The 13,750-nt window shown below is 71.6% G+C and carries 11 protein-coding genes; 5 read left to right on the forward strand and 6 right to left on the reverse strand.

Translation table 11 applies throughout. The annotated features are described in order from the left end of the window. The first annotated feature begins 142 nt into the window (after positions 1-142). Positions 143-1,810 carry an OFA family MFS transporter gene (locus K206_RS0126395; protein ID WP_020205380.1) on the forward strand — a complete coding sequence of 556 codons (1,668 nt, stop codon included), beginning with the start codon at positions 143-145 and terminating at the stop codon, positions 1,808-1,810. Between the two features lie 42 nt (positions 1,811-1,852). Here K206_RS0126395 and K206_RS0126400 read toward each other — a convergent pair whose 3' ends face one another. Continuing rightward, positions 1,853-2,524, reverse strand: a complete 672-nt coding sequence (locus K206_RS0126400) for a nitroreductase (protein ID WP_029044119.1) — start codon at positions 2,522-2,524, stop codon at positions 1,853-1,855. Positions 2,525-2,578: 54 nt separating this feature from the next. Continuing rightward, positions 2,579-3,454 carry a crotonase/enoyl-CoA hydratase family protein gene (locus K206_RS0126405; protein WP_020205382.1) on the reverse strand — a complete coding sequence of 292 codons (876 nt, stop codon included), beginning with the start codon at positions 3,452-3,454 and terminating at the stop codon, positions 2,579-2,581. Between the two features lie 264 nt (positions 3,455-3,718). Here K206_RS0126405 and K206_RS0126410 point away from each other — a divergent pair, with 264 nt between their 5' ends. From K206_RS0126410 to K206_RS0126420, 3 genes are all read left to right on the forward strand, one after another. Continuing rightward, entirely contained in the window at positions 3,719-4,693 is a 975-nt protein-coding gene (locus K206_RS0126410) for a nitronate monooxygenase family protein (protein ID WP_020205383.1), read from the forward strand. Between the two features lie 12 nt (positions 4,694-4,705). Beyond that, positions 4,706-5,146 (forward strand): PaaI family thioesterase, encoded by a 441-nt coding sequence (locus K206_RS0126415; protein WP_020205384.1) that lies wholly within the window; start codon positions 4,706-4,708, stop codon positions 5,144-5,146. Positions 5,147-5,280: 134 nt separating this feature from the next. Beyond that, positions 5,281-6,459: an acetyl-CoA C-acetyltransferase gene (locus K206_RS0126420; RefSeq protein WP_020205385.1), complete on the forward strand. Its 1,179-nt coding sequence runs from the start codon at positions 5,281-5,283 to the stop codon at positions 6,457-6,459. Positions 6,460-6,501: 42 nt separating this feature from the next. On the opposite strand, the gene K206_RS0126425 is transcribed toward K206_RS0126420, so the two are convergent. Together K206_RS0126425 and K206_RS0126430 are read right to left on the reverse strand one after the other, a co-directional pair. Continuing rightward, positions 6,502-7,245 carry a histidine phosphatase family protein gene (locus K206_RS0126425; RefSeq protein WP_020205386.1) on the reverse strand — a complete coding sequence of 248 codons (744 nt, stop codon included), beginning with the start codon at positions 7,243-7,245 and terminating at the stop codon, positions 6,502-6,504. A 181-nt stretch (positions 7,246-7,426) separates the two neighbouring features. Then, positions 7,427-8,119 carry a TetR/AcrR family transcriptional regulator gene (locus K206_RS0126430; RefSeq protein ID WP_029044120.1) on the reverse strand — a complete coding sequence of 231 codons (693 nt, stop codon included), beginning with the start codon at positions 8,117-8,119 and terminating at the stop codon, positions 7,427-7,429. Between the two features lie 500 nt (positions 8,120-8,619). Between K206_RS0126430 and K206_RS0126435 the strand changes: the two genes are divergently transcribed. Continuing rightward, complete coding sequence (locus K206_RS0126435) at positions 8,620-10,965, forward strand: patatin-like phospholipase family protein (protein ID WP_081651515.1); 2,346 nt, start codon at positions 8,620-8,622, stop codon at positions 10,963-10,965. Between the two features lie 30 nt (positions 10,966-10,995). Here K206_RS0126435 and K206_RS0126440 read toward each other — a convergent pair whose 3' ends face one another. Both K206_RS0126440 and K206_RS0126445 read right to left on the reverse strand, forming a co-directional pair. Continuing rightward, positions 10,996-12,213: an alpha/beta fold hydrolase gene (locus K206_RS0126440; protein WP_020205389.1), complete on the reverse strand. Its 1,218-nt coding sequence runs from the start codon at positions 12,211-12,213 to the stop codon at positions 10,996-10,998. After that, complete coding sequence (locus tag K206_RS0126445; RefSeq protein ID WP_020205390.1) at positions 12,210-13,499, reverse strand: MASE1 domain-containing protein; 1,290 nt, start codon at positions 13,497-13,499, stop codon at positions 12,210-12,212. The genes K206_RS0126440 and K206_RS0126445 overlap by 4 nt, the downstream gene beginning before the upstream one ends. Between the last annotated feature and the right edge of the window lie 251 nt (positions 13,500-13,750).

The following is a 13,750-nucleotide window of genomic DNA, read 5'->3' on the forward strand; positions in this document are numbered from 1 at the left end:
CCCCCCCGCGCCGCCCGCTCGCGTCGGTGCCCGGCGGGCCGCGCAGCACGGGGAAGGCTCGCGTACCACCGGCGTGTGGGCGGGCGGCATCCCGGCAGAAAAACAACAGACAAAACAAACAAAACAAAGAAAGGAGAAAGGGATGTCCCCAGACCTCAGCGCGGACGCGCTCGCGGGGCAGGCGCGCACGCCGTTCCTGTCCAAGGAGCGGATCGTCGCCGCCCCCGGCTTCAACCGCTGGCTGGTGCCCCCCGCGGCGCTGGCGATCCACCTCTGCATCGGCATGGCCTACGGCTTCTCGGTGTTCTGGCTGCCGCTGTCGCGCGCCATCGGCATCGCCGAGCCGCTGCGCTGCGGCGCCGACGTCGGCTTCCTGCAGGAACTGTTCGTCACCGGCTGCGACTGGAAGGTCTCCACGCTGGGCTGGATGTACACGCTGTTCTTCGTGCTGCTGGGCAGCTCCGCGGCGATCTGGGGCGGCTGGCTGGAACGCGCCGGCCCGCGCAAGGCCGGCGTGGTCAGCGCGCTGTGCTGGTGCGGCGGCATGCTGATCTCCGCGCTCGGCATCCAGATGCACCAGTTCTGGCTGATGCTGCTGGGCTCGGGCGTGATCGGCGGCATCGGCCTCGGGCTGGGCTACATCTCGCCGGTCAGCACGCTCATCAAGTGGTTCCCGGACAAGCGCGGCATGGCCACCGGCATGGCCATCATGGGCTTCGGCGGCGGCGCCATGATCGGCTCGCCGCTGGCGGCCGAGCTGATGGCGAAGTTCGCCTCGCCCACCAGCGTGGGCGTGGCGCAGACCTTCACCGTGATGGCGGTGGTCTACTTCGTGTTCATGATGGGCGGCGCGCTGGCCTACCGCGTGCCGCCCACCGGCTGGACGCCGGCCGGCTGGACCGCGCCGGCCAGCCGCGCCAACGTCATGATCACCCCGCACCACGTGCACGTGAAGCGCGTGTGGGGCATCCCGCAGTTCTGGCTGGTGTGGATGGTGCTGTGCATGAACGTGTCGGCCGGCATCGGCGTGATCGGCATGGCCAGCCCGATGCTGCAGGAAGTCTTCGGCGGCAGCCTGATCGGCGTGTCCGCGCGCTTCGGCGAGCTCGGCAAGAGCCAGCTCGCCGCCATCGCCGTGGTCGCGGCGGGCTTCACCGCGCTGCTGAGCCTGTTCAACATCGGCGGGCGCTTCGTCTGGGCCAGCCTGTCCGACAGGCTCGGCCGCAAGATGACCTACATGGTGTTCTTCGTGCTCGGCGGCCTGCTGTACGCCAGCATCCCGACGCTGGCGGCCAGCGGCCAGAAGCTGCTGTTCGTGGGCGCGGTCTGCGTCATCGTCAGCATGTACGGCGGCGGCTTCGCCACGGTGCCGGCCTACCTGGCCGACCTGTTCGGCACGCAGATGGTCGGCGCCATCCACGGCCGCCTGCTGACCGCGTGGGCCACGGCGGGCATCCTCGGCCCGGTGGTGGTCAACTACATGCGCGACTACCAGCTCGGCCTCGGCCTGCCGCGCGAGCAGGTCTACAACCAGACCATGTACATCCTGGTCGGCATGCTGGCCATCGGCCTGGTGTGCAACCTGCTGGTGCGCCCGGTGGACGCCAGGTACTTCATGACCGAGGCCGAGCTGGCCGAGGAAAAGCGCCTCGCCCACGACCGCGGCGCGGCCGGCAGCGCAACCGCGTCGGCGCGCAGCGGCGGCCAGGCTGGCGGTGTCGTGACGTGGCTGGCCTGGGCCGCGGTGTGCGTGCCGCTGGCGTGGGGCATCTACCGCACCGCGCTGAGCGTGGCGACGTTCTTCCATTGAGCGGCCGGCGCGGCGCCTCCGGCAGGGAGCGCCGCGCCGCCGTCAGATCCCCATGAACTGCGCGAACTCGGCCAGCGGCGCGCGCGCCGCGCGCAACCGGTTGGCCGGCGCTTCGGGGTCTTCGTGGCCGATGGCCATGCCGCTGAACAGCATGCGCTGTTCGGGCAGCGAGAGGAATTCGCCGATGGTCCGCGGGTACATCGCCCAGCATTCCTGCGCGCAACTGTGCAGGCCGTGCTCGCGCAGCAGCAGCATCACGGTCTGCAGGTACATGCCGAGGTCCGACCACTGCGGCGGGCCCATGCGGCGGTCCACGCTGCAGAACAGCGCCAGCGGCGCGCCGAAGAAGGTGAAGTTGCTGGCGAACTGGGTGATGCGCGCGCGCTTGTCCTCGCGCGGGATGCCGAGGCAGCGGTAGAGGTCTTCGCCGACCTGGAAGCGGCGCTCGCGGTAGGGCGAGACCAGCTCGCGCGGGTAGATGTCGTACTCGGTGCCTTCGCCGCCGGGCTGGCTGGCGATGCGCTCGCGCATGGTGGCCTTGAGCCGCGCGAGCGGCTCGCCGCCCACCACGTGGACGTGCCACGGCTGCAGGTTGCCGCCCGAGGGCGCCCGCGCGGCCTGCTCCAGCACCTCGCGGATGATGCCCGGGTCCACCGGCGTGGCAAGGAAGCCGCGCACCGATCTGCGGGTCTGGACTGCGGTACTGACGTTCACGCTGGACTCCCGTGGAATGTGGATGGCGCGCGTGGATGGCGCGCGTGGCGCGTTTCAGATGAAGGGCGGCTCGCTGCCCCAGTCGTAGAAGTCCGGCATGTCGCGCGAGACGCGCTCGGGGAAGCTGGCCGGGCGCTTTTCCAGGAAGGCGTCGACGCCTTCCTTGACGTCGGCCGACTGCCCGCGCGACTGGATCGCGCGGCTGTCGAGCTTGTGCGCTTCCATCGGGTGGCTGGCGCCGGCCATGCGCCAGATCATCTGGCGCGAGATCGCCACCGAGACCGGCGCGGCGTTGTCGGCGATCTCGCGCGCCAGCGCGCGGGCGGCCGGCAGCAGGTCCTCGGGCGCGTGCAGCGAGCGCACCAGCCCGCGCTCGAGCGCTTCCTGCGCGCCGAACACGCGGCCGGTGTAGCACCATTCCAGCGCGGTGGAGATGCCCACCACGCGCGACAGGAACCATGACGAAGCCGCTTCCGGCGTGATGCCGCGGCGCGCGAACACGAAGCCGAAGCGCGCGTCGGTCGAGGCCAGGCGGATGTCCATCGGCAACTGCATGGTCACGCCGATCCCGACCGCCGCGCCGTTGACGGCGGCGATCACCGGCTTGAGGCTGCGGAAGATGCGCAGCGTCACGCGCCCGCCGCCGTCGCGGTGCGCGCTGCCCTTGCCGGTGCCGTAGCGCTTCTCGTAGTCGAAGGTGGCGCCGCCCGAGGCCAGGTCGGCGCCGGCGCAGAAGGCGCGCCCGGAGCCGGTCACGATGACGGCGCGCACGTCGTCGTCGGCGTCGGTGGCGTCGAAGGCGGCGATCAGTTCCTCCATCATCCTGGGGGTGAAGGCGTTGAGCCGGTCGGGGCGGTGCAGGGTGATGGTGGCGACGCCTTGCTCGACGGCGTATTGCAGGGTCTCGAAGCTGGGAACGGGAGTGCTCATGGCTGGCCTTGGCTGCGCCTGGTTGTGCTGGTTGCGCGGAAGGGTTGGTGGAAGTGGCGGGTGAACTGGCTGCTGAACTGGCTGCTGACAAGGTAGTGCAGAATCATGCGTCTGCAATCGTCGCATCCGACGAGGCGGGCCGCGGCCCGGCGCCGTAGACTGGCGCCAGGTCGCCTGGCGGCATCGGCGGCGCACGCATGACGCGCCAGGCCGGACGCCGGCAACGACGGGGAAACAGGAAACGAGAAGGAAGACAGAGACATCATGAAGACGCGCATCACCGAATTGCTGGGCACCCGCTACCCGATCATCCAGGGCGGCATGCAGTGGGTAGGCTACGCCGAAATGGCCGCCGCCGTGTCGAACGCGGGCGGCCTTGGCGTGCTCACCGCGCTGACCCAGCCCACGCCGGAGGCGCTGGCCGCCGAGATCCGCCGCTGCCGCGAGCTGACCGACCAGCCGTTCGGCGTCAACCTGACGCTGCTGCCGTCGATCAACCCGCCGCCGTATGCGCGCTACCTCGACGTGGTGATCGAGAGCGGCGTCAAGGTGCTGGAGACCGCCGGCAACAACCCGAAGGAGCACATCGCGCGGGCCAAGGCGGCGGGCATCAAGGTGATCCACAAGTGCGTGGCGATTCGCCACGCGCTGTCGGCCGAGCGGCTGGGCGTGGACGCGGTGTCGATCGACGGCTTCGAGTGCGCGGGCCATCCCGGCGAGGACGACGTGCCCGGCATGGTGCTGATCCCGCTGGCGGCGCGCCGGCTCGGCATCCCGGTGATCGCCTCGGGCGGCATCGCCGACGGGCGCGGCATGGCGGCGGCGCTGGTGCTGGGCGCCGAGGGCGTGAACATGGGCACGCGCTTCTGCGCCACGCGCGAGGCGCCGATCCACCACAACATCAAGCAGGCCCTGGTGGAGGCGACCGAGCGCGATACCAACCTGATCTTCCGCACGCTGCACAACACCGCGCGCGTGCTCAAGAACGCCATCTCCGACGAGGTAGTGACGATCGAGCGCCAGCCCGGCGGCGCGCAGTTCGAGGACGTCAGGCACCTGGTGGCGGGGACGCGCGGCAAGGCGGCGCTGGCCGCCGGCGAGACCGACGGCGGCATCATCAGCGCGGGCCAGTGCGTGGGGCTGATCGACGACATCCCGAGCTGCGCCGAGCTGATCGAGCGCATGGTGGCCGAATGCCGCGAGCGGCTCGGCGTGGCGTCGCGCTATTTCGCGGCCTGAGCGGGAGCATTCATGGCAGAGGCCAACGAACCCGCCGACGACGATGCGGCAGCGGTGCCGCCCGGCTTTGTCGCATTGCGCGGCGCCAGCGGCTATCTCGAACACTTCGGCCAGATCTACGTGGACCGCGCGCGCCGCGTGGTCGCCGTGCGCATCGGGCCGCAGCACCTGAACCCGCTCGGCATCCCGCACGGCGGCATGCTGGCGACGCTGGCCGACACCGCCATCGGCATGATGATGATGCTCGAGGCCGGGCGCCAGCATCCGGCGGTGACGGCCAGCCTCAGCCTCGACTATTTCGACGCCGCGCGCGTGGGCGACTGGGTGGAGGCGCACGTGACCTTCGACAAGATGGGCTCGCGGCTGCGCTTCGGCAGTTGCCGCCTGCTGGCGGGCGAGCGCTGCCTGCTGCGCGCCACGGCGATCTTTTCGGTGCTGCCGCCGCGCGCCTGACTCCGCGTTCGCGGCACGATCGTCGCGTGATCGCCGCGCAATCGTCGCTTCCGACGACGCCACGCTCCTGCCTCCCGCGCCAGAATCCGCCTCAGGATAAACAGGGTTTGCCTGTAACGACAAGAGGAGAGCACATGGCAGAGGCATACATCGTGGCGGCCGCGCGCACCGCGGGCGGGCGCAAGGGCGGCAGGCTGGCGGGCTGGCATCCGGCGGACCTCGCCGCGCAGGTGCTGGACGCGCTGGTCGCGCGCAGCGGCGCCGATCCCGCGCTGGTCGACGACGTCATCATGGGCTGCGTCGGCCAGGCCGGCGAGCAGTCCGGCAACGTGGCGCGCAACGCCGTGCTGGCCTCGCGCCTGCCCGAGAGCGTGCCCGGCACCTCGGTGGACCGCCAGTGCGGCTCCTCGCAGCAGGCGCTGCACTTCGCCGCGCAGGCGGTGATGTCCGGCGCGATGGACATCGTCATCGCGGCCGGCGTGGAAAGCATGACGCGCGTGCCGATGGGCCTGCCCGGCTCGCTGGCGGCCAAGAACGGTTTCGGCACCTCGATGAGCCCGGCCATGCAGGAGCGCTATCCCGGCGTGAAGTTCAGCCAGTTCACCGGCGCCGAGATGATGTCGCGCAAGTACGGCCTCACGCGCGGCGACCTCGACCGCTACGCGCTGGCAAGCCACCGCCGCGCCATCGCCGCGACCCAGGCCGGCCGCTTCAGCCAGGAGATCGTGCCGGTCGCCGTGCGCGCCGCCGACGGCAGTGCCAGCGGCGAGCTGCACACGGTGGACGAAGGCATCCGCTTCGAGGCCAGCCTGGAATCGATCGGCAGCGTCAAGCTGATCGAAGAAGGCGGCACCGTCACCGCCGCCAGCGCCAGCCAGATCTGCGACGGCGCCGCCGGCCTGATGGTGGTCAACGACGCCGGCCTGAAGAAGCTCGGCGCCAGGCCGCTCGCGCGCATCCACCACATGTCGGTGCTGGGGCACGATCCCGTCATCATGCTCGAAGCGCCGCTGCCCGCCACGCTGCGCGCGCTGGAGAAGGCCGGCATGAAGATCGGCGACATCGACCTGTTCGAGATCAACGAGGCGTTCGCGCCGGTGCCGCTGGCCTGGCTGCAGGCCACCGGCGCCGATCCGGCGCGCATGAACGTGCACGGCGGCGCGATCGCGCTGGGCCATCCGCTCGGCGGCTCGGGCGCGAAGCTGATGACCACGCTGGTGCATGCGCTGCACGCGCATGGCAAGCGCTATGGCCTGCAGACCATGTGCGAGGGCGGTGGCATGGCCAACGTGACCATCGTCGAGCGGTTGTAGGAGACGCGGCATGGCACGGTGCCCGCGCGGCGCCGTGCGCCGCTACGCGAACGTGATCGCCTGCCGCCGGTCCGCGCGCTCCAGGTGCGGCAGGCTGTTGAAGCTCAGCAGCCGCTGCGTGCCGCGCCCGGCGATGATCTCGCAGAAGGCGGTGTTGCGGAACTGCAGGTTCAGCTCGATGGCGGTCTGCGCCGGCGCGCCGAGCAGGTCCGCCACGGCGCGCCCGATGGCGCCGCCCGAACTCACCACCAGCAGCGCGTCCTCGCGCGTGGCGCCTTCGGTGGCGTGCGCGAGGCCCGCGCGGATGCGCCCGCCGAAATCGCGCCACGACTCGGGCATGCCGGCGAGCTGGTCCAGCGTCCAGGCCTGGTAGGCCGCGCGGAAGGTGCGCCAGTAATCGTTGTAGTCCTCATTCTGGTGGGCGCGGTGGTCGCGTCCGGCGGTATGGCTGCGGTAGAGCGCCTCGCCGTCGTATTCGTTGAGGCCGGGGTGGGTTTCCACGCACGCCCTGGGCGCTTCCTCCGCTACCGTGGCCAGCGCTTCGGCGGGTGCCCGCGGCGCGGTGCCGGGCGGCACGCCGGGCGTGCCCATGCCGGCCAGGATTTCCAGCGCGGTGTCCTGCTGGCGCACCAGCGAGCCGGCGATCACGCGCGTGAAGGCGACGCCGCGGTCGCGGAAATACTCGCCGAGCCAGCGCGCCTGCTGGCGGCCGGTGGCGGAGAGGCAGTCGTAGTTGGCGGCGCCGAAGGACGCCTGGCCGTGCCGTACCAGGAAAAGCGTTGCCATGAGATGCGGTGAGTGATGCGGCGAGGCGCAGGTGGGGCGGGAATGGGCACGCGGCGCGCCGGGCGCCGCATGGGTTGCAGCCATTGTATGGACGGAGCCGGCGGCGGCCAAGGCATGCCGCACCGGATTCATAGCGGTCATTTCCGCGCTGCATGCCGCGGCGGCCGCGCCACCGCGCCGGTCAGGCCGGCTGCGCCAGGTAGGCGGCCACCATGCGCGTCATCTCGCCGGGCAGCCGTTCGTCGTCCAGCGACAGCGGGCCGGACTCGTTGAGGATGGCGTTGACCACGATGCTGAACACGGACTGCATGGCGAAACGCACGCGCAGCTCGGCCTGCGCCGGCGGCAGCGGCAGGCGCGGCACCAGCAGCGCCACCATGCGCTCGACCACCGCCTCGCCGCTTTCGCGGTGCGGCAGCCATTCCTCGGGGCGGATCGAGGCGTGCTTGAGCGACGCCCTGATCACGCCGCGGTTGGCGTGGCAGCCCAGCACCACGAAGCGCATCGCCTTTTCCAGCAGCACGTCGGTCGGCACGTCGTCCCAGCGCTCCACGCGCAGATAGCGCGAGATGGACTCGCCGGTCTCCTGCATCACCAGCGTGCGCAGTGACTCGAAGAACGCTTGCTTGTCGCGGAAGCGCCCGTAGAAAGCCCCGACCGACACTTCGCACGCCGAGGCGATCTGCGCCACCGACACGGCGGAGAAGTCGCGCTGCGCGAGCAGTTCGCGGCCGGCTTCGAGCAGGGCCTGCTCGGTCTCGCGGGCGCGGCGCTGGCGCGGCGGATGGAGGATCGAAGGGGTCGCCACGGTGGGGAACGCGGAGGTCCCCTTGGTGGGCTTGCCGGCGGGCGCGGCAGAAGATGACGCGGGCATGATGTCTCCGTTTTCGAATTTGTATTCGGTTTCGTGAACCATATGGGCACCACGGTGTTTCGTCAAGCGTGGAACCGCGCGCGGCAGTTGCTGCCGGTGACGCGTCCGGCCCGCCGCCCGATATCCCCGGGATCGACCCGTTCGTCGCCGGCGCGGCCATTGCCCCGCGCGCCGGGAACCTCCCGCCAGTCCTTGTTGTATCCGGCATACGATTGCGGCGCGGGGCCGCCCACGGTGCTGCGCCGCGCACTTGCCGCCGATGGCCGGCCTCCCGCGCCATAGCTCGCGATACGGGCGGCGGGGCAGGCGGCGGGCGCGGGGCGGACGCGCCCGCCGGCCAGGCATCGGTGCACGTGCCGCTGTTCAAGGCGGGGCAATTGCCCTATCGTGACGTCCTTCCCCCGCCGAACCGGCGCGGGTTGCGCCGCCGGGCCGCATGCCAAGCGGTCTTGCATGTTGTGGTCATCCCGTTGCTGCCCCGTTCCGCCTCCGTTGCCTCCATGTTCCGCTCTCTCTCAAGCGTGGCCCGTCGCCTGTGGCCGCTGGTACACGGTTTTCCCGCGCTGCGGCTGGCGCTGGCGCTGGCGGTGATGCTGGCGGCCGCGCCGCGGCCCGCGCAGGCGGCCGCGGAGCAAGGCACGCAGCCAGACGCGCGGCACGGCGCCGCGGCCAAGCGCCCGCGCGTGTGCCTGGTGCTGTCCGGCGGCGGCGCGCGCGGCTACGCGCATATCGGCGCGATCAAGGCGCTCGAGCAGATGCACGTGCCGATCGACTGCCTGGCCGCGACCAGCATGGGCGCGGTGGTGGGCGGGCTGTACGCCAGCGGGCTGCCGGCCGGCGAGCTGGAGGCGCGCCTGTCGCACATCAACCTGAGCGACATCGCCTTCGACCGCAACGAGCGCGCCGAGCTGCCGCAGGCGCAGCGCGAGGACGACCTGCAATACCCGATCGGCATCTCGGCCGGCTACGGCGGCGGCAAGCTCAAGCTGCCCACCGGACTGGTGCAGGGCAACCGCCTGCTGGCGCTGCTGCAGAACTGGACCGCGCAGTTGCCGGCCGACGCTTCGTTCGACAAGCTGCCGACGCCGTTCCGCACCATCGCCACCGACCTCGGCACCGGCAAGCCGGTGATCCTGGACCACGGCTCGCTGCCGCGCGCGATCCGCGCCAGCGTGGCGGTGCCGGGCCTGTTCGCGCCGATCGACGTGGGCGGGCGCGTGCTGGTCGACGGCGGGCTGGTCAGCAACCTGCCGGTGCAACTGGCGCGCGACATGGGCGCGGACGTGATCATCGCGGTCAACGTGGGCTCGCCGCTGGACGATCCCGCCACGCTGGATTCGCCGGCGGCGGTGACGCAGCAGATGGTCACCATCCTGATGAACCAGAACGTGGACGCGCAGAAGGCGCGGCTCAAGCCCGGCGACGTGCTGATCGAGCCGCAACTGGGCGACCTGTCGTTCACGGATTTCTCGCGCGCCAGCGACGGCATCCAGGGCGGCGCGGCGGCGGTGCGCGCGGCGGCGCCCGCGCTGGCGGCGCTGGCGTTGCCCGACGGCGCCTGGCAGACCTACCTGGCGGCGCGCCAGGGCAGCCGCACGGTGGCCGGGCCGGCGCGCATCGACGCCATCCAGATCGACTCGAAGGGCCGCATCCCGGCCAGCTTCGTGCGCAAGTACCTGGGCGTGAAGGAGGGCGACACCTACGACGCGGTGGCGCTCAACCGCGAGATGGCGCAGTTGTCCACCTCGGGCGATTTCGAGAGCGTGACGCAGGAGCTGGTCAGCGAGAACGGCGCCAACGTGCTGAAGGTGCAGGCGCAGCAGAAATCGTGGGGGCCGCAGTTCCTGCTGTTCGGCTTCGGCGTGTCCAACACCTTCAACGGGCAGGGCGGCTTCAACCTGAACCTGGGGCACCGCTATCCGTGGATCACGCCGGGCGGGCTGGAGTGGCGCAACGACATCGTGCTCGGCAGCAACCAGGCCCGGCTGCACACCGAGCTGCGCCAGCCGGTGTTCGACCGGCTCGGCTTCTACGTGGCACCCTACGCGGAGTACGGCCGCAAGCGCGTGGACCTCTACGGCGACAGCGCGCCCAACCGCAACACCACGCCGCTCACCGCCTACCAGATCGACACCGCGGTGGCGGGGCTGGACCTGGGCGTGCCGCTGGGCCGGCTGGGCGAGTTCCGCACCGGCATCAACTACCAGCAGGTCAACTACTCGGCGGCCTACAACCTGCCGGTGGGCAGCGGGCGGCTGTTCCCGCACGGGCGCGTGCGCCAGCCCACGGTGCGCTCGCAGCTCACCATCGACCAGCTCGACGACCCGCTGTTCCCGCGCACCGGCTATTACCTGCTGGCCACCAACGAGCTGGCCTTCGGCGGCGCCGACAACCGCTTCAACGATGCCCACGCCAAGGCGCTGTGGGCCACCAGCTACGGCCGCCACACGCTGAACCTGGCCGCCGAGGCGGCCACCACCTACGGCGACCACCGCAGCGACAACAGCGTCAGCGGCGGGCTGGGCTTCACGCTGGGCGGCTTCCAGCATCTTTCGGCCTACGCGCAGGACCAGTTCTCCGGCAACTACCTGCTGTACGGCCGCGTGACCTATCTGAACGACCTGCGCGAGTTCATCCTGCCGGGGCTGCGCAGCACGGTGGTGGGCGCGAGCCTGGAGGCCGGCGACGTGTGGCTGCGGCGCAGGAATTTCGGCAACGGGCCGTACAAGTCCAGCGCCAGCCTGTTCATCGGCGGCAACAGCGCGATCGGTCCCCTGTACTTCGGTTTCGCCGCGGCGCCGCAGGGGGTGTGGAACCTGTACCTGCAACTGGGCCGGGTGTTCTAGGCGCGCGGGCCGGCCCGCGCGCCGCGCCGCTCACTGCGCGGCGGCCGGGGCGTCGGCGGCGATCGCGCCGGCGGGGCGGAACGTGACCGCCGCGATGCGGCCGTTGCGCAGGCGCAGGGTCTGCGTGCCGCGGCTGTGGCGCGGCACGCCTTCCATCACCGAGCTGGCCTCCAGGTCGATCTCGACGCTGGCGCCGTCGATGCGCGGCGGCGCGCCGACGGCGACGCGCACGGTCTTGCCCGCGAGCGCGTCGAGCCGGGCGAACATGGCGATCACCGCGTCGCGGTCGTCGTAGCTGCCCGCCAGCGGCGGCTCGCCGTGGTGGCGCCAGCGCACGCCGGGCTCGAGCAGCGGGAAGATCGCCTCGAAGTGGCCGCTGGTGAGCGCCTGCAGGTATTCGCCGACCACCGCGGCGACGGCTTCCCCGCTCATCGGCACTTCCACGGTGGCGCGCGCGCGGCGGCGCGCGCGCTCGGGATCGAAGCCGAGGAAGGCCAGCACGCTGGCAACCACCTCTTCGCGGTCGTTGTCGACGCAGATCATGTGGTAGCTGTTCTCCACCACTACCTTGCGCACGTCCGGCACGGTGGCTTCGAGGAAGTCGGCCGAGCGCACGCTGGTGAGCTCGTCCTCGCGCGCGTGCACCACCAGCGTGGGGCAGGCGATGCGGCCGGCGCCGCGCAGCACCCAGCCGCGCAGCCGGTCCACCTGGTGGATGCAGGACAGCGGCACCCAGCGGTAGTGGAAGTTGTCGCCGCGCTCGAACTTGGCCTTGACGATGGCGCGCACCAGGTCGTTCTTGATGCCGAACGGCTCGTCCTCGTCCACGCGCATGCGCGCGGGCAGCATGGGGATGCGGTAGACCACGTGGCGCAGCGCGCGGTACCACGGCGTGGACCAGCCGTCGATGTAGACCGGCGCGGCCAGCATCACCAGGCGGCCCTTGCGGTGCTGGCGGCGCTCGCACACGGCCAGCGCCAGCAGCGCGCCCATGCACATGCCCAGCACGTGGAAGGTCTCGTATTGCGGCGCCAGCTCGTCGTAGGCCTGCGCGACCGCGTCGAGCCATTGCTCGGCACGCACCGGCACCAGGTCCTCGGGGCTGCCGGCGTGGCCGGGCAGCGTCACGGCGTGGGTCTCCACCCCGGCGCGCCGCAGGGCCTTGTGCATCGGGCCGAGGTCGAACTGGGTGCCGCCCAGGCCGTGGATGAGCAGCGCGCCGGTGCCGCCGCCCGCGGGTGCCGTCATGCTGCGTCGCGCTCCTCGAGCACGTCGGCGGGCTGCAGGCGCCACGCGCCGGCGATCACCGCGACCGACTCGTCGCCGTCGAGCAGCGGGCCGCTCATGTCCAGCACCAGGGTGCTGCCGCCGGCCGGCAGCATCAGCTTGAACAGCATGTCGGTGCGCTGCTCGCCGTCGCTTTCGCGCAGCCAGCGCCCGCGCACCTGCGCGCGGTCGTCGTCGTGCACGTGGGCCAGCACGTCGTCGAGGTTGCGGAAGGCGTCCTCGCGCACGCCCAGCAGGCCGGCGAGGTCGCCGCTCCAGCGCAGCGTGCCGCTGCGCGGGTCGAGGCAGTAGACCAGCTGCGCGCTGGCGGCCAGCGCCAGCTTGACGTCGTTCTGGCTGCGCGCCGATTGCGCCAGCAGCTGCTCGCGGCTGGTGCGCAGCGTGCTGATCAGCAGCGTGAGCAGCGCGGCCACGGCCAGGTAGAGCTGCGCCTCCAGCAGCGAGCGGCCGTGGTTGAGCGAGCGCTCGGCGAACGGGCCGTCGCCCTGGCTGGTGTTGTAGAGCACGAACAGCGCCAGGATGGCCACCGCCACCGAGCCGCCCCGGCCGCCCCACAGCAGCGTCACCACGGCGGCGAGGAACAGCGGGATATAGGTCAGCGCGAAGGCCACGCCGCTTTGGACCGGCAGCAGGATGCGGTGGTCGAAGATGAAGAAGGCGGTCAGCGCCAGCGCCGCGAAGGCGCCCAGGCCGGAGAGGAAGTCGGCGCGGCTCATGCCGCCCGAGCGCGCGGCGCGGAAGCGCGACCAGCCCGCCAGCACCGGCAGCACGATCAGCACGCCGACCAGGTCGGCCGCGGCCCACACGCGCCAGGTGCGCCAGAACGGCACGTCCTGCAGCAGCAGGAACCACGCCGCGCCCACCGCCGCGCTGGCCGCGCTGCTGGCCACGCCGGCGATCAGCAGCGCGCGCACGAACACCAGCCCCTCGAGCGAGAACTGCGCGCGCCGCACCAGCGCCACGCCGAGCGCGGCAAAGCCGATCTCGTCGAGCGAGAACAGAACCAGGCGCAGCGTGTCGCGCCCCTCGACCCAGCCCAGCAGCAGTTGCGCGGCGAAGAAGGCCAGCCCGACCGGCAGCCAGCGCGGCATCGGCCGCAGCATGAACGCGGCCGTGGTCACGCCGGCCGGCAGCCAGATGTAGCCGGTGGCGTAGAACGGCCCGTTGAGCTGGTGCGAGACGTAGCCCGAGCAGAAATAGAGTGCCGCCCACAGGAACAGGATGACGGCGCGGTTGCTTGCATTCACGTTGGCTTTCCTTGGCTTTGGCCCGGGCACCGATGGGGGGATGCCGACAGGGGAGCGGGGCCGGCCGGACTGGCGGCGCCGTGCCCTGCACGGCGGCCTGCCGCTACCTGAACGCGCCAGGCGCGCGGATGGCTGACGCGCCCGCGCATCCGCCGGGCGGTTCGTCGGGCCGGAATGCACTGGCGGGATCGGCGGATTGTCATAAAATCGTCACATTAGCGGGCGGGCGCTGCCCGGGAGGGGCGGCGCCC

The organism is Cupriavidus sp. WS, assembly GCF_000395345.1.
Classification (GTDB): domain Bacteria; phylum Pseudomonadota; class Gammaproteobacteria; order Burkholderiales; family Burkholderiaceae; genus Cupriavidus; species Cupriavidus basilensis_B.

Coding starts and splice junctions, on each gene's coding strand:
- K206_RS0126395 (WP_020205380.1), top strand. CDS start 143: ATGTCCCCAGACCTCAGCGCGGACGCGCTCGCGGGGCAGGCGCGCACG.
- K206_RS0126405 (WP_020205382.1), bottom strand. CDS start 3,454: ATGAGCACTCCCGTTCCCAGCTTCGAGACCCTGCAATACGCCGTCGAG.
- K206_RS0126410 (WP_020205383.1), top strand. CDS start 3,719: ATGAAGACGCGCATCACCGAATTGCTGGGCACCCGCTACCCGATCATC.
- K206_RS0126415 (WP_020205384.1), top strand. CDS start 4,706: ATGGCAGAGGCCAACGAACCCGCCGACGACGATGCGGCAGCGGTGCCG.
- K206_RS0126420 (WP_020205385.1), top strand. CDS start 5,281: ATGGCAGAGGCATACATCGTGGCGGCCGCGCGCACCGCGGGCGGGCGC.
- K206_RS0126425 (WP_020205386.1), bottom strand. CDS start 7,245: ATGGCAACGCTTTTCCTGGTACGGCACGGCCAGGCGTCCTTCGGCGCC.
- K206_RS0126430 (WP_029044120.1), bottom strand. CDS start 8,119: ATGCCCGCGTCATCTTCTGCCGCGCCCGCCGGCAAGCCCACCAAGGGG.
- K206_RS0126435 (WP_081651515.1), top strand. CDS start 8,620: ATGTTCCGCTCTCTCTCAAGCGTGGCCCGTCGCCTGTGGCCGCTGGTA.
- K206_RS0126440 (WP_020205389.1), bottom strand. CDS start 12,213: ATGACGGCACCCGCGGGCGGCGGCACCGGCGCGCTGCTCATCCACGGC.